The sequence below is a fragment of the Arthrobacter sp. Cza30 genome, from assembly GCF_059090765.1.
This window is the reverse complement of record NZ_JBNHGA010000003.1, coordinates 196,640-211,883: the sequence shown is the minus strand read 5'-3', so window position 1 is coordinate 211,883 and position 15,244 is coordinate 196,640. Positions and strand designations below refer to the sequence as shown.

The following is a 15,244-nucleotide window of genomic DNA, read 5'->3' as shown; positions in this document are numbered from 1 at the left end:
TGCCTCCCGGGTGCGGCGAGGAGGATGATGAACGATCTCGACGCCGACGCCCTTCCCATCGGGGTGGTGCGCCTGGACGAGAATGACCGCGTGGTCGCCGCGAACGCGTGGTTCCGGCGGTGGTCGCGGGATGACGCTCCCGTCGGGCGCGTCATCGGGGAACTCGTGGTTCCCACGGCGGACTTCCTCGACGGCGCCGGCGCGTCCTCGACGATGATGGCCTCGGTGACCGTCCCCGACCGGTACGCGCTCGTGGTCCGGGGCGAGTCCGCTGACGGGGCGGTGCTGACGGTGATGGATGCGACCGACCGCTATGAGGCGGGGAGCCTGCTCCGGCGCTCGCATGTGCTCGCCGATCGTACCCAGAACCGACTGCAGCTGGTGATCGACGCCGCGATCGCCTTCGCGGCGGCGTCCAACGAGGACCGGCTCGCCGAGATCCTCGCGGTCACGGCAGCTCAGGCGTACCGCTCCGAGCAGTCCGTCGTGTATCTCTCGGGCGATGACGGCCGGATGTACCAGCGTGCGGGCGAGAACCCCTTCACGAGCCAGCTCCCGGAGTCCGACCTGGCGGGCCTCGTGCTGCAATCCCAGGCGGTCATCAAGCTGAGCAGCGTCGACGAGGCGGCCGCCCTGTCGCCCTCGGTCGCCGAGGCGATGACTTCGTCCGGGGTCCTGGCCATGATCGCCGCCCCCGTCCACATCGAGGATGTGACCCTCGGATTCTTCGCCTGCTTCTTCCGGCATCCGCGGACGTTCGATGAGGAAGCCGCGCCTCTGGCCGACGCGCTGGCCTACCAGGCGGCGCAGAAGCTCACCGCCGAGCGCCTGCAGCGGCGCCTCGAGCACGCGGCGATGCATGACGAGACGACCGACCTCCCCAACCGGCGCCGTCTCGAGCACCTGTCGATCGACCTCAGTCACGGCGGCCCGGTGTCGGTGATCTTCATCGACCTCGACGGCTTCAAGGACGTCAATGACCGCCTCGGGCACGAGCACGGCGACGAGGTGCTTCGCGCCGTCGCCGAGCGGCTGAAGCTGCACGTGCGCGAGACCGACGTCGTCGCCCGCTACGGCGGCGACGAGTTCGTCGTCGTGTGCGATGCCGGCGCGGACGCCGCGCTCGAGGTCGCCGGGCGCCTCCTGCACGGCATCTCCGAGCCGTACCCGTTCCTCCCGGACGGCATGTCGATCGGCGCCAGCATCGGCGTCGCCACCGCGACGGTACCCGACGGCGTGTTCACCGTCGACCGCCTCATCCGCAACGCGGACCAGGCGATGTACGAGGCCAAGAGCGAAGGCGGCAACCGGGTCGCGCTCGCCAGGTGATGCCTACCCGGATGCCCGTGCATGCCGACGTGCCGGGTCGGGTTATGATCGTGAGGTGTGTTCGCGCGGCTTCGGCCGTCGGACGCCTGGAGACGTCGCATAGTCAGGCCTAGTGCACCACCCTGCTAAGGTGGAGTCCCCGTAAGGGGACCGAGGGTTCAAATCCCTCCGTCTCCGCCAACTTTCCTTGGATGTCCCTCGATGACGGGAACGATCGCGATCCTCACCGGCGGCGCCGTCCTGGACTGACAACCGCGGCTGGTGCACGGCTGGGCGCGCTGGCTGTCAGTTGTCCGAAGGCGGCGTCCCGGGCCCGCCGGCGCCACCCATGCCGCCGGATGCCTCCTGCTGAGTGACGCTGTTCGCATAGTCGTTGCTGGGGTCCCGGTAGATCGTGTGCACGTGTCCCCAGCCTGAGGTGGTCACACCGTCGACGTCAGCACCCGCGGAGCCCTGCTGCGCCTGGAAGGCGATGTAGACGTTCGGGCCGGAGATCGAGAAGTCGATGCCGTCACCGGTGCTCATGTCGTACGTGGTCGCGCCCGACCAAGCGATGACCGTGTCATCGAGGGTCGCCTCGATCTTCCCCAGCGCGTCTGCCGTCGTCTCCGCGTCCGCCAGGCCGGCCCAGTTGGCGATGAGTTTCAGGAGCAGCTGCTTCTGCTGGTCGGTCAGGTCCCCGCCGGTGAGGCCGGAACCCGTAGGGAAGTCGCAGGTGTCGCCGGGTGCGCACATGCTCACCTCACCAGAGGTGAGCGTCTCCTGCTGCTCGGCGGTGAGGCTGTCGAGGAACGCGAACGCGTCGGTGTAGATGCCGTCGAACGGCTGGACCTCTTCCCCATTCCCTTCGGTGTAGACCGCGGGCTGGACGCCGAGGTGCGTGGGGGCGAAGGTGATCGCCTGCGTGGAGCCGTCCAAGGTGGCATTGATGCCCAGGTGGTGGCCGCCGAACTGCACCTCCCACGCACTGCTGTCGGAGGGGTCCCCGAAGAACGCGATGTAGTACTGACCGAGCGAGGACTCCGTGCTCGAGCTCTCGTCGGCGAGGTACTGGTCGCCGCCCATGATCCCCGTCACGGTGGCGTAGGCCTCGTCGCTGAGAAGCGCTTCAAGCACGGCGACGGCGGCGTTCTTCTGCTCGTCGGTGAGATCAGCGAGATTCAGACCGGCGCGCTCCACGAACGTCACCGGGAAGTTCGACCATGCGGTCGTCTTGGTCTCGTCGTCGTAGGCGTATAGCGCCTGCTCCCGCTGCTCCTCCGTCAGCGTGGCGAGGAACGCCTCGGCTGCAGCGGCTGTGTCGGTGATGGTTTGCGCCGTCGTGGTCGCGTCCGCCCCCGTGGCGCTCGGTTCGTCCTGCCCGGTCGAGACGCTGCTCGAGGCTGTCGCAGGCGCCGTCGCCGTCGGCGTTGTCGCACAGCCGGCGAGAGTGAGCGAGATCACGGCGATGCTCGCGGCGACCGTGAGTCCCGGACGGGCGCAGCGCGCACGAGAGCGGGTGGTGTCGGGGCGGCTGGACGAGAAGAGGCGGTGCGGTGTGAACATGCCTCCGATCATGGCCGCGCGAAAGAAGCGCCTCCTATCTGCCCCCTTTGCCGTTCCTATGCGGGATGGCGCCGAACGGGTGCTTGCGACGAGAGCGATCCCCGACGTCCACCGGGCGGTTGCTCAGTCGAGCTCGGGCGTGCGCGGGGGAGGAGTCCGTCGGGGACGCAGCGCTTCGAACGCCGCGGCCCATGTGAGCAGGTCGGCGTCGGCGTACGCTCGGCCGGCGATCGTCAGTCCGACAGGCATCCCGATATCAGCCATCGTGCCCATGGGCACGGTGACGGTCGGGATGCCGAGGTGGCGGATGGCGAGGTTGCCGTTGGCGACCCACACGCCGTTGGCCCACGCCTTCCGTGCCGATTCCTCGTTCGCGTCCGCGTCGGCCGGCCCGACGTCCGCGACGGCGGGGAAGACGACCGCATCCAGTTCGAGCTCGGCCATCCACTCCTCCAGGTCGAGCCGGCGGGTCTCCTCCAGCCCGTGCAGGCCGGCCTCGAGCTCCGGGATGTCCGTGACCGAGGCGTACGGATGCTCGCGCACCTGTGCCGGATAGGCCGCGATGTCGTCGTCGAAGCCGGTATAGCGGTCGGGCAGGGCTCCTTCAGGGTGCGGGAAGATCGTCGCGCCGTCGACGACGTCGAGGCGATCCAGCGCCGGGTCGCCGTTGGCCCGAAGGAAGTCGTCCCAGGCCCAGGCGGACAGGTCGAGGATCTCGCGGCGCAGGAACTCCTGCGACACCAGACCACGCGTCAGGATCGTCGGTGCACCGGGGCGGTCGCCTTCGTAGTTCGTCACCACCGGGAAGTCGACCTCGACGACCTCCGCCCCGGCGGCCTCGAGGTCGCGGCGCGCCTGGTCCCACAGTGCGAGGACGGACGCGCGAGTCTCGATGGGCCGGCCGGTGGGCCCGCCGATGCCGCCGTCGCGATTCGTTCCGGCATCCGGATCGGCGTTGATGTACATGCGGGGGATGCCGAACCGCCGGCCGGCAAGGACCTCCCGGGCGGCATCCGTGTCGTGGGGGGCGAGGGCCGGGTAGGACGCGGGCCGCAGCGCGGTGGCGGGCGGGATGGGCACCCACGGCTGCACGCGCCAGAAGTCTCCGCGCGTCTCGGGATCGTCGGCGACGAGGACGTCGAGGATCTCGAGGAGATCGGCCATCGTCCGGGTGTGAGGGACCACCACGTCCATCGTCGGAACGAGCGGCCAGTTGCCGCGCACCGAGATCACTCCGCGCGAGGGGGTGTACGCGCACAGCGCGTTGTTGGATGCGGGTGCTCGACCGCTCGACCAGGTCTCCTCGCCGAGTCCGAACGCGGCGAACGACGCGGCGGTCGCCGTCCCTGAGCCGTTCGACGAGCCCGACCCGAACGCGGAGGTGAGGTAGTTCGCGCTGTAGGGGCTCTCGGCCCGCCCGTAGAGGCCGCGTTGCATGCCGCCGTTGGCCATCGGCGGCATGTTGGTCAGGCCCAGAAGGACCGCTCCGGCCGACCGCAGCCGCTCGATCGAGAAGGCGTCGCGCTGCGCGACGAGGTCTGCGAACGCCGGCGACCCCGCCGCGGCGGTGAGTCCCTTCGCGAGGAAGGAGTCCTTCGCTGTGTACGGGATGCCGTCGAGGGGCCCGAGCGTGCGCCCTTCGGCGCGGCGGGAATCGGATGCCGCCGCCTCGGCGCGCGCCTCGGGATTGCGCACGACCACCGCGTTCAGCGCGGTGGCGGTGCCGGGCGCGTCGAACGCGTCGATGCGCGCGAGGTACGCGTCGACGAGTTCGACGCTGGTGACCTCGCCCGCCTCGAGCGCGGCGCGCAACTCGGCGATGGTTCTCTCCACGACGGGGAAGCTCATCGTGTCACCGCCGGCTGCTGCTGCGTGATGCAGTGGATGCCGCCGCCGCCGGCGAAGATCTGCCGCGCGTCCACCGTCACGGCGCGTCGGCCGGGGTAGGCCGCCTCGAGGATCTCGCGGGCCCGCGCGTCGGCCCGCTCCTCGCCGAAGCCGCACGCGATGATGCCGCCGTTGACGAGCAGATGGTTGACGTAGCTGTAGTCGACGAACCCCTCGTGGTCGCGCAGGGTCTCGGGCGCGGGCAGATCGATGATCTCGAAGATGCGGCCGGCGGCATCCGTCTCGCCGGACAATCGCTCGCGCAGCGCGCGCGTGACCGCGTGGTCGGGATGCCCCGGGTCGCGCTGATCGTGCAGCAGCACGCGGCCGGGCGAAGCGATCGTCGCGACGATGTCGACGTGCCCGTTCGTGCCGAACTCGTCGTAGTCGCGCGTGAGCCCGCGCGGAAGCCACACGGCCTTCGTCGCGCCGATGGTGCGAGAGAGCTCCGCCTCGACACGCGCCTTGTCGGCGAAGCGGTTGCGGCGGGGATCGAGCTGCACCGTCTCGGTGACGAGCACGGTCCCCTCGCCGTCGACGTGGATGCCGCCGCCCTCGTTCACCAGCAGCGAGCTCACCACCTCGGCGCCCACGAGGTCCGCGACGAAGCGTGCGTGCTCTGCCGCCTTGCCCCAGGATGCCCATTCCGGTGCACCCCAGCCGTTGAAGGTCCAATCCACCGCGCCCAGCACACCGGGACGGTCATCGTCCACCACGAACGTCGGGCCGTGGTCGCGGAACCAGAACTCGTCGACGGGCGTCTCGACGACCTCGACGTCGGAGCCGAGCATCCGCCGGGCGCGATCGACCTTCGACGGATCGACCAGCATCGTCACCGGCTCGAACTGCGCCACCGCGTGCGCGACGGCCGTCCACGCCACATAGAACCGCTCCTGCTCGGCCGGGTCGTCGCCAAGCGTCGGACCCTCATTCGGGAAGGCCATCCAGGTGCGTTCGTGCGGATCGCCCTCGTGCGGCATCCTCCAGCTCATGATGTCATCTCACCTCGTGTCACAGTATTCCGGTGTCGTACCGGATCTCGCCGCCGACGACGGTGCGGACGACTCCCGCCGACAGCAGCGACTCGACGTCAGCGAAGGGGTCGGCGTCGATGACGGCGAAGTCCGCGGCGAGCCCCGCTTCGAGTCGTCCTCGCGCGTCGCCGTCTCCCACTGAGGCGGCGGCATCCCGCGTCGCGTGCCCGAGCGCCTGATGGAGGGGCAGCGCGAACTGCGGATGCCGCGGCGCGAACGACGCGTCGAGCGCCGAGCGCCGGGTCGCGGCGATGTACATGTTCGGCAGCGGCTCGTGCGGCGCGGTCGGCGCGTCGGTCGAGAACGCCAGGAGCGCGCCGGCGGCGACGTACTCGGGCCACGCGAATGCGCGGTCCACGCGCTCGTCGCCGAGCATGGCCGCCCAGTTGTCGAAGATCGCGGGGTCGGCGTGCACCGGCTGCATGGACGCGGTCACACCGAGCCGCGCCATCCGCTCGGCCGTGCCCGGCGCGGCATACTCGAGGTGCTCGACGCGGTGGCGTCGCGCCCGCGGCCCGTTGACATCCGCGGCACGCTCGAGCGCGTCGAGGGCGATGTCGCTGGCGAGATCGCCGATGGCGTGCAGAGCGACCTGCAGGCCGGCAGCGTCGGCGGCGACCACCACGGGCGTGATGTCGGCCGGCGACCAGATCGGCTCGGCGTTCGAGCCGTCGGCGTACGGATGCCGCATGGCGGCCGTGCAGGCGTCGATGACGCCGTCTACGACGAGCTTGATCCCGACGATGCGCAGCCACGGCGACTGCACGGTGCGCGCGAGCTCGGCGGCATGGGCGACCTGCGCCACGTTCGCCGCCTCGTCGCCGGTGTTCTGGATGAACCAGTGCGCGGCGATCCGGATCGGGAGCGTCCCGCCGCGCCGCTCGGCGGCCCGCTGGAACGCCGCGAGACCCAGCTCGTCGAAGGCCATGTCGACCGCTCCGGTCACGCCGGTCGCGAGATACGCCTCCAGCGTCCGCTCCACGGCCGCGTCGCGGTCACCGTCGGTGGCGGCATCGGCGAGGAACGCCCACACGTGCGCCTGCGCCGCCGTCTCGTACAGCATGCCGTTCGGCTCGCCGTCCTCGTCGCGTCCGATGCTGCCGCCGTGCGGATCCGGCGTGTCGCGCGTGATCCCGAGCTCGGCGAGGGCCGCGGAGTTCACCCACACCGAGTGGTAGTCGTTCGCGTCGAGGTACACCGGCACATCGGCGACGGCCTCGTCGAGCATCGCGGCGGTCGGCGTGCCTCCGGGAACGGAGTCGAAGAGCCATCCTCGGCCGAGCAGTCGCACCGCGTGCGGGTCGGCCGCGCGCGCCGAGCGCAGACGCGCCTGGATCTCCTCGAGCGTGCGCGCGTCGGTGAGACCCACCTTGCCCAGCGCCTCGCCCATCATGACCAGGTGCGTGTGCGCGTCGGTGAACCCGGGCACGAGGAGCCGGCCGTCGAGATCGACGGTCTCCGCGCCGGCGCCGGCGGCCTCTCGCGCGAGCGCGAGGTCGCCGACGAACGAGATCGCGTCGCCGTCGACCACGAGCGCGTCTGCCCAGCGCTCGGCGGCCGCGGTGAAGATCCGACCGCCGGTGTAGATGGTCGCCGTCACGCGGCCACCTCCTCGTTCTGCAGGGTGGCCGCGCTCGCGGCATCCTTCTCCACGCGCCTTGAGATCACGGCCACCACGGCCGCCGGTACGGCCAGCAGGAAGCTGGAGACGCCGAGGATCAGCGCGAAGCCCTGGTAGCCGAAGCCCTCGACGAGCGCGGCGCCGATGATGGGCGTCAGCGCCGAGCCGACGAGGTACACCGCCAGGAGCGGCCCTGACCAGCGCCCATCGGCGTCGAGCGCCGCCGAGGTCGAGACGAAGTACATGAAGGCGATCGCGTAGATGGTGTTCCAGACGATGAACGTGACGATGAACGCGGTGGGGTCGGTGACGTACCCGAGCGCGATCTTGAGCGATCCGCCGGCGACGAGCAGCACGACCAGCGGCACCGCGCGGCCGAGCCGGTTGCCGACGATCATCAGCAGCAGCGACCCCACGAGGCCGCCCGCGGTGGAGCCGCTCAGCGCGAGGCCGAGCCCCTCCGGTGAGAGCGCCGCCTGATCGGCGCCCATGACGCCCGCCATCGCCCACAGCGAGTCCTCGCTCGCGGCCCACAGCGCGAAGGTCACGAGCAGGGCGAAGCCGGCGATCGTGACGGTGCGCGAGGCGGTGCCGCCGCTGCGCGCCCGGACCGCGCCGGTCTCTGGCACCTCGATCGGCATCGCCTCGGGCATCGCCGCTCCCGCCGCGGGCGCGGCGACCGGCGCCAGCGGCAGCCAGCCGACCGCGAGAAGACCGAGCAGGCAGAACAGCGCCAGTGCACCGAACACGTCGATCGGGGCCAGCCCGATGAGCGGAACGACCGCGAGGACGATCGTGATGACACCGCGGTTGGCCAGGCCGTTGAAGCCGGCCACGCGGTCGGGGTTGCGGAAGGCGGCGAGCGCGGCACCCGCGGCGGCGACCGCACCGCCCGCGCCCACGCCTCCGATGAGCAGAGCGAGGACCGCGACGGGGGCGAACGGGACGAGCCCTGCGACGAGGAAGCCGACGAGCCCGGCGGCGAGGCCGACGCGGGCGACGAGGCGACGGTGCGCCCCGGCGCACAGCGGCGCCGTGGCCAGGCCGGTGACGGCGGTGGCCAGAAGCGCCGCGGTCACGATCCAGCTCGCGGTCAGCACGTCCGTGCCGAAGCCGTTCTGGAGGGCGGTGATCATGTAGGGGGAGAGGTTCACCCCGAGGTAGCCGGCGATGGCGATGGCGAAGGTGGCGGTGGCGGTCGGGAACCGCAGGGGCACGCGCATCGAGAGGTCGGTGGTCATTCGGATCCTTCTGTCGTTTGGTGCACGACGGTGTGCGGGGACCGGCCTCCTGACCGGTAAACGAACGGTATTCGTTTATTGTTACACCGAGATGTCGCTTCCGTAAGCCCCGATTTCGACGAGAGACCGCCACCTAGGCTGGGTGGCGGAAGCGGAGGGAGAGGGATGCCGCGCCCCAAGGTGAGACTGCTCTCGGCCGATCTGATCGCCGATGCCGCCATCGAGCTGGTGGACTCGGGCGAGCCCTTCGGCGTCAACGCGCTCGCGCGCAGGCTCGGCGTCACGGCGTCATCGCTGTACAACCACGTCGACGGCAGGGACGCCATCGTCGAGCTGATGCGGAGCAGGCTGTCGCAGCGGTACCTCTCCGCTCCGAAGGAGGGCAGCTGGGAGGACGTCGTCGTGGGCACCGTGCGGACGCTCCACCGGCTGTACGCCGACCATCCGCTGATCGTGCCGCTGCTGGTGGGGAAGACGATCACCGACCCGCACGTCATCGCCGAGTACGACGCGCTCGCCACCGCGCTCGTCGACGGAGGCTTTCCCGACGAGGAGGTCCTCACGCTCATCTCGATCCTGGATGCCTTCGCCCTCGGCTTCGGCTTGGACCGGACATCACCCGAGGAGATCTGGCACGCCGCCGACGGCACCCGCACGCTGGGCCGGCTGATCGCCGACGCCGCGACCGGTGAGGAGCGCAGCGAGCAGGCGTTCGAGATCGGCCTGAGCCTGCTCATGCAGGCCCTCCGACAGCGCCTCGACGAGAGCGGCGCGTCCCTCAGGGGGTGACGGGACCGCCGACGCGCGGGCCGTCCGGGGTGAAGTCGATGCGGCGAAGGTGCATGCGCCGATGCCGGCGCTGCCGGTCCCACGAGTGGAAGACGATGACGTCGCCGCCGTCGGGCGCGGTCGTGAGCGAATTGTGGCCAGGGCCGAGGAACGTCTCGTCGCTGGACAGCAACGGCGGGTGCGTGTCGGGCGCGGCCTCCCACGGCCCCAGCGGGTGGTCGGCGACCGCCCACGTCACCGCGTACCCGGAGCCCGTCCATGCGCCGGCGGAGAAGGTCATCCAGTACCTGCCATGGCGACGCACCACGGACGGTCCTTCCAGCGTGTGCCATGTCCACCGGGACTCGTACATCAGGCGGTCCCGCTCGTAGATCTGCCAGTCCGCCCACGGTGCGAGCACCGGCACGGTCGCGTCCGCGAAGCGCTGCATGCCGTCCAGCGGCGCGACCGCCAGGTGCGTGCCTGGGCGGTCGCTGTCGAGCACGTCCCGCGCGAAGAACAGATACCGTTGGCCGTCGTCGTCGAGGAATGGATGCGGGTCGATCGCGAAGCGCTCGCCGGGCGTGAGGACGACGCCGGTGTCGACGTACGGCCCGAAGCGATCGACGCTGGTCGCCACGCGCAGGTGGTGCCCGTGGATGTCATGGCCGACGGAGTAGTACAGCCACCAGCGGCCCTCCGCGGGAGTGATCTCGGGCGCCCAGTACGCGTCGCCGAGTCCGGCGTCCAGACGCTCCAACGCCCGTCCCCGCGAGCGCCATCCGACGAGGTCGTCGGACTCCAGAAGAGGGAACAGGCGCCCCTCGGCCGGTGCGGTGCCCTCGGTGCCGACGGCCAGATAGCGCCCATCGTCGCAGCGGAGAACGAACGGGTCGGCGAAGTACTCCCGCCACGCCGGTACCGGTTCGTCGTTCGCGTGGACGTCCCCGACCGTCACCCCTTCAGCCCCGAGCGAGAGACGCCCTCGATGATGAAGCGCTGCAGGAAGACGAAGAGGGCGAGGACGGGCACGCTCGCGATGACGGCGCCTGCCATCAGCAGGTCGTAGCGCACGGCGTTCGCCGACTGCAGCGTCGCCAGACCAGCGGGAAGGGTCTGCACATCAGCGGTGAAGAGGACGTACACCGGCCAGAGGAAGTCGTTCCAGTTCGTGAGGAACGCCAGCAGCGCCAAGGTCGCCAGCGCCGGCCGCGACAGGGGCAGGATCACGCGCAGGAAGATGTTCCAGCGGTTGGCGCCGTCGATCAGGGCCGCCTCCTCGAGCTCTCCCGGCAGCGACAGGAAGAACTGCCGCAAGAAGAACACGCCGAAGGCGGAAGCCGCGGTCGGGACGATGATCGCCACGAGGGTGTTCAGCCATCCGAGACCTGAGACGATCAGGTAGTTGGGGATGATGAGGATCACCGGCGGGATGAGGATCGTGGCGATCACGATCGCGAACACGACGCCGCGGCCGCGGAACTGCATCCGCGCGAGCGGGTACGCGGCGAGGGACGCCGTGACGACGACGAGCAGCGCGTGCAGCGCCGCGGCGATCATGCTGTTCACGAACCAGGTGAGAACGGGTGTGCCGGTGGCGGTGAGGATCGTTTCGTAGGCCTGCGTGGAGAACGGATTGGGGATCCAGGTCGGCGGGATGCCGGCGGCATCCGCTGTCGTCTTGAACGACGTCACCAGCATGAAGAGCATGGGGCTGATGTAGATGAGGGCCAGGAGACCCAGCAGCACGTACTGGATCACCCGCGCCCACCGCTGCCCGGGCGTGCGGCGGTCCTTCGCGGTGGACAGCCCGTTGGAGTCGGGTGGCTCCGCTTGCACATTCGTGCGTGCGTCACTGGTGACGGTCACTTCCGGGCTCCTTCCTTGCGTGGCGTGCCGGTTCGCTCGCGGAACAGCCAGAAGACGAAGAGGCTGATGACGAGGAGGAAGACGGTGAGCACGTAGCTCATGGCTGCGGCATCGCCCATCTGGTAGTTGCGAAGGCCGGTCTCGGCGATCTGATAGATCGCCGTCCGGGTCTCACGTCCAGGAGCGCCCTGCGTGATGATGTAGGACTGGCCGAACATGTTGGCGGAGGCGATCAGGGTGTTGATGGTGACGAATGTCAGGATGGGGCGCAGCCCCGGCAGCGTCACGTTCCTGAACTTCTGCCACCGGTTCGCCCCGTCCATGTCCGCCGCCTCGTAGAGCTCGGCGGGGATGTCCTGCAGCGCGGCCAGGTAGATCACGGCGTTGAAGCCGAGCGTCCACCACACGGTGACACCCACGAGCGCGACCCACGCGGCCGGTACCGAGGTGGTCCACGGGATGTCATTGGGCAGCCCGAAGACCCCGAGGTAGAAGTTCACCAAGCCGATGTTGTTGTCGAGCAGGTAGCGCCACAGGAGACCGACGACGGCGACGCCGAGGACGTACGGAGCGAAGTAGACGGCGCGGAAGAAGTTGCGGCCCGGGAACCTGCGGTTCATCAGCATCGCGACCAGGAGCGGCAGCACCAGCAGCAGCGGCACGCTGAAGAGGGTGAAGATGCCCGTCGCGCGCATCGAGGACCAGAACACATCCGCGGCGCCGGAGTTCGGGTTGAACAGCTCGCCGTAGTTCTCTCCCCCGACGAACGGCTGCTCGGGGAGGGTGTAGTCCCAGTCGTGGAGGCTGATCCAGATGCCGAGCAGCGAGGGCAGGATCACGAAGACGCTGAACAGGAGGAGGTAGGGCAGCAGGAACAGCCACGGCGTGAGAGGGCGCGGCTTGGTCGGCGACGCGCCGCCCCGGGCTCCGGGTCCCGCTGCCTGTGCCCCGGTCCTCCCCGCCGCTGCGTCTGCGCTGCCGACGATCGGTGAAGCAGTCATGTCACTCTCCGAAGCGCTCGAGGTTGGCTGTCAGCTGTGCGGTCGCACGTGCGGCCTCGCTCTGGAGGGCGTCCTGGGGCGACGCGTTGCCGAGCATCGCGGTGGCGACCGCGATCTCCAGCGTGTCGGCCTGCACCGCGCCGAGACCGGGCACCGAGGGAAGGAACCGCATCGCGTCGATCTGCTCGGCGATGGGCTCCTGCACGCTTCCCGGCATGGTCTCCGCTCGCACGGACGCCCGAGCGGGGATCATGCCGGCCCCGGCCCACTCGGCCGAGTTCTCGCTCATCCAGGCGATGAAGTACTTCGCGGCGTCCGCCTTGTTCGCATCGGTCAGCGCGTGACGTCCCATCACGAACTGGTGCGAGTTCGCCCAGAACGCCGGCTCCCCGGCGACAGCCGGGATGGGAGCGGCCGCGAAGGGCAGCCCGGAATCCTTCAGGTCGTTGATCTGCCAGATGCCGTCCCACGTGATGGAGTTCTCGCCGTTCTTGAAAGCGACGTACTGCGCGTCGATCGCCACGTCGTCCGGGCTGTACCCGTTGTCGACGATCGAGCGCATCCACTCCAGTCCAGCGACGCCCTCGGGCGAGCTCCACGTCGCCTCGCCGCCGTCCTCCGAGTACGGCTCGCCGCCCCCCTGCCACAGCAGGCTGAGGTCGATGAGGTGCGCGGGCCAGAGCGACGGCATCCAGAACGGCGTCTCGAACCCGGCGTCCCGCAGTCGGTTCAGCGCGTCCTCGAACGAGGCGGCATCCGTCGGCGGCTCGGTGATGCCCGCCGCGGCGAAGTGGTCGGTGTTGTAGTACATCGCGAGGGAGTGCACGTCGAGAGGGATGCCGTAGCGCTTCCCCTCATACTCCCCGGCCTCCCAGACCTCCTCGCTGAAGTCCTCCGCGTCGAGGTCGAGGTTCGCGGCGAGGTCGTCCAGCGGCCGGATCACGTTGCGGACGACCATGGTGCCGATCTGCTCGACGTGGATCACGCCGACATCCGGTCCGGCGCCGGCGAACGATGCCGCGGGGAGCTTCTGATAAAGGTCGCCCCACTCCTGCGTCGTGGCGCGGATGTCGATGTCGGGGTTCTCGGCCTCGAAGTTCTCGATCATCTCCTGGATGAACGGTCCATCGCCCCCCGTGAAGCCGTTCCAGAACTCCAGCGTCACCGGCGGACCCTCGTAGGAACCGCTGAACTCGCGCAGGTCGGGCGCCTCCGCTCTCGCCGTGCTGCATCCGATCAATGCCAGCGACGCCGCACCCGTGGCGATCGCACCCAGTCCGCGGAGTCTGCTTCGCGTGAGCATCCGGCCTCCTCATGATCGACGACGACCTTCACCGTTCGACCGCACCGATGCGGCCTACGGCCTTCAGCGTGGAGCCGGAACGGCGGGTCGTCGAGGGGGTTGCGCTCGCAGGCCCGGCGTGGAAGAGGCCGATCGCTCCGGTTGTCCACAGTTCACCGCGGGGCTCGTTCGCGAGGATGCAGCCATGACAGGCTGAGCTCGTGGGGGACCTCGCGGGGATCGGCGTGCGCAAGGGGCGAAGCGCGCGATGACGACGGAACAGCAGGCGCCCGACGAGTTCGCCGACCTCGCGGAACTGATGAGCGACGAGCAGGAGATCCAGCATCGCCGCGCCCCGATGGATCCCGAAATCCGCCGGAAGCGCCGCATCCGACGTCTCGTCATCGCCGCCGTCGTCATCGCGATCGTGCTCGCTTCCGGCGGCGGCTACGTCGGCTGGGCTCTGACCGCCCCCGTCCCAGACCCCGCTGTCACGACCCGGGCGCCGGAGGTTCCGGTTCCGCCGGCTGCGGCCATCGCCCTTCCGGCTGAGGGTTCATCCGCCCTCACCGTCGCCGGGGCCGATGCCTACCTCGGCGCCGAAGCGAGCGGAACGTGGCTGACCAGTGGCACCGGCGAGCCACGCCCGATGGCGAGCCTGACCAAGCTGATCACCGCGCTGGTCGTCCTCGACGCGCACCCGCTCAGCAGCGCCGACGACCCGGGGCCGACGATCACCTTCGACAAGGCCGCCCACGACCTCTACGACGAGTACTACCTCCTGGGGGCCACCATCGCCGCGATGCCGACCGGCACCACGATGTCGCAGCGCGACGCCATCGCGACGATGCTCATCCCATCGGCGAGCAACTACGCCGAGGCGGTGTCGACATGGGCCTTCGGCTCGCAGTCGCGCTTCCTCGGCGCGGCGCGCGACTGGCTCACCGCGAACAACCTGACCAGCACCACGATCGTCGAGCCCACGGGAATCAGCTCCGGCAACACCAGTACGCCGACCGACCTCCTCGCGATCGGCAGGCTCGCGGCGGCGAACCCGGCGATCGCGAAGATCGTCGCAACCCCCACGCTGTCCGTCCCCGGCCCGGGCTTCATGGTCAACACCAACGCGCTGCTGGGCAGCGACGGGATCACCGGGCTGAAGACCGGCAACCTCGGCGAGAACAGCTACAACCTCCTGTACTCGGCGTCACTGGAGGTGGGAGCGGGCGAACCGCTCAGCGTTCTGGGTGTCGTCCTCGGTGGATCGTCTCGGCAGGCGGTCAATATGTCGGTACTCCGGACGCTCAGCAGCATCCGCGGCGGCTTCCACGAGATTCCGCTCGCGACCCGCGGACAGGAGGTCGGCACCTACTCGACGCCTTGGGGCGACGAGGCGCGCATGGTGATCGCCGAGGACGCGTCGGTGTTCACCTGGTCCGACACGCCGATCACCGTGGAGATGACGTCGACCGCGCCCGCCGCCTACGAGGACGGCCGCGTGGTCGGAAGCATCACGTGGAGCGCGGGCCCGAACACCACCACGGTGCCGATCGAGGTGGAGGGCGAGATCGAACCGCCGACGGTGTGGTGGCGGCTGACCAATCCCTCGCACCTGGGAGCGCAGTAGCGGGTCGTGCGGGCCCCGGCGGACGCGACTCGACGGGACC

12 protein-coding genes and 1 tRNA gene are annotated in these 15,244 nt (G+C 69.9%); 4 read left to right on the top strand and 9 right to left on the bottom strand.

The genetic code is table 11. The features are described from left to right. The first annotated feature begins 27 nt into the window (after positions 1 to 27). A complete protein-coding gene (locus AC5RVZ_RS10605; RefSeq protein WP_494065717.1) occupies positions 28 to 1,329 on the top strand; it encodes a diguanylate cyclase in 1,302 nt (433 codons plus the stop codon). 88 nt (positions 1,330 to 1,417) lie between these two features. Continuing rightward, positions 1,418 to 1,509 (top strand) — tRNA-Ser (locus AC5RVZ_RS10600). Positions 1,510 to 1,614: 105 nt separating this feature from the next. Here AC5RVZ_RS10600 and AC5RVZ_RS10595 read toward each other — a convergent pair. The 5 genes from AC5RVZ_RS10595 to AC5RVZ_RS10575 form a co-directional block, all read right to left on the bottom strand. Beyond that, positions 1,615 to 2,874 (bottom strand): DUF3500 domain-containing protein, encoded by a 1,260-nt coding sequence (locus AC5RVZ_RS10595; protein WP_494065716.1) that lies wholly within the window; start codon positions 2,872 to 2,874, stop codon positions 1,615 to 1,617. 123 nt (positions 2,875 to 2,997) lie between these two features. Then, positions 2,998 to 4,722 carry an amidase gene (locus tag AC5RVZ_RS10590; protein ID WP_494065715.1) on the bottom strand — a complete coding sequence of 575 codons (1,725 nt, stop codon included), beginning with the start codon at positions 4,720 to 4,722 and terminating at the stop codon, positions 2,998 to 3,000. Continuing rightward, complete coding sequence (locus AC5RVZ_RS10585) at positions 4,719 to 5,753, bottom strand: agmatine deiminase family protein (protein WP_494065714.1); 1,035 nt, start codon at positions 5,751 to 5,753, stop codon at positions 4,719 to 4,721. The genes AC5RVZ_RS10590 and AC5RVZ_RS10585 overlap by 4 nt, the downstream gene beginning before the upstream one ends. Positions 5,754 to 5,772: 19 nt before the next feature. Continuing rightward, on the bottom strand, positions 5,773 to 7,395 hold the full coding sequence (locus AC5RVZ_RS10580) for an amidohydrolase (RefSeq protein WP_494065713.1): 1,623 nt from the start codon (positions 7,393 to 7,395) through the stop codon (positions 5,773 to 5,775). Then, positions 7,392 to 8,657 carry an MFS transporter gene (locus tag AC5RVZ_RS10575; protein ID WP_494065712.1) on the bottom strand — a complete coding sequence of 422 codons (1,266 nt, stop codon included), beginning with the start codon at positions 8,655 to 8,657 and terminating at the stop codon, positions 7,392 to 7,394. Before AC5RVZ_RS10575 ends, AC5RVZ_RS10580 begins: the two co-directional genes overlap by 4 nt. 165 nt (positions 8,658 to 8,822) lie before the next feature. Here AC5RVZ_RS10575 and AC5RVZ_RS10570 point away from each other — a divergent pair, with 165 nt between their 5' ends. After that, a complete protein-coding gene (locus AC5RVZ_RS10570) occupies positions 8,823 to 9,446 on the top strand; it encodes a TetR/AcrR family transcriptional regulator (RefSeq protein ID WP_494065711.1) in 624 nt (207 codons plus the stop codon). On the opposite strand, the gene AC5RVZ_RS10565 is transcribed toward AC5RVZ_RS10570, so the two are convergent. Genes AC5RVZ_RS10565 through AC5RVZ_RS10550 form a run of 4 tightly spaced genes read right to left on the bottom strand, consistent with a single transcriptional unit; the run spans position 9,436 to position 13,598 of the window. Continuing rightward, complete coding sequence (locus AC5RVZ_RS10565) at positions 9,436 to 10,383, bottom strand: glycoside hydrolase family 43 protein (protein WP_494065710.1); 948 nt, start codon at positions 10,381 to 10,383, stop codon at positions 9,436 to 9,438. The two genes, AC5RVZ_RS10570 and AC5RVZ_RS10565, sit on opposite strands and share 11 nt — an antisense overlap. Then, positions 10,380 to 11,294 carry a carbohydrate ABC transporter permease gene (locus tag AC5RVZ_RS10560; protein ID WP_494065709.1) on the bottom strand — a complete coding sequence of 305 codons (915 nt, stop codon included), beginning with the start codon at positions 11,292 to 11,294 and terminating at the stop codon, positions 10,380 to 10,382. Before AC5RVZ_RS10560 ends, AC5RVZ_RS10565 begins: the two co-directional genes overlap by 4 nt. Further along, on the bottom strand, positions 11,291 to 12,295 hold the full coding sequence (locus tag AC5RVZ_RS10555; protein WP_494065708.1) for a carbohydrate ABC transporter permease: 1,005 nt from the start codon (positions 12,293 to 12,295) through the stop codon (positions 11,291 to 11,293). The genes AC5RVZ_RS10560 and AC5RVZ_RS10555 overlap by 4 nt, the downstream gene beginning before the upstream one ends. 1 nt (position 12,296) lies before the next feature. Continuing rightward, positions 12,297 to 13,598 (bottom strand): ABC transporter substrate-binding protein, encoded by a 1,302-nt coding sequence (locus tag AC5RVZ_RS10550; RefSeq protein WP_494065707.1) that lies wholly within the window; start codon positions 13,596 to 13,598, stop codon positions 12,297 to 12,299. A gap of 247 nt (positions 13,599 to 13,845) precedes the next feature. Here AC5RVZ_RS10550 and AC5RVZ_RS10545 point away from each other — a divergent pair, with 247 nt between their 5' ends. Further along, positions 13,846 to 15,204: a D-alanyl-D-alanine carboxypeptidase family protein gene (locus tag AC5RVZ_RS10545; RefSeq protein WP_494065706.1), complete on the top strand. Its 1,359-nt coding sequence runs from the start codon at positions 13,846 to 13,848 to the stop codon at positions 15,202 to 15,204. The last annotated feature ends 40 nt before the right edge of the window (positions 15,205 to 15,244 follow it).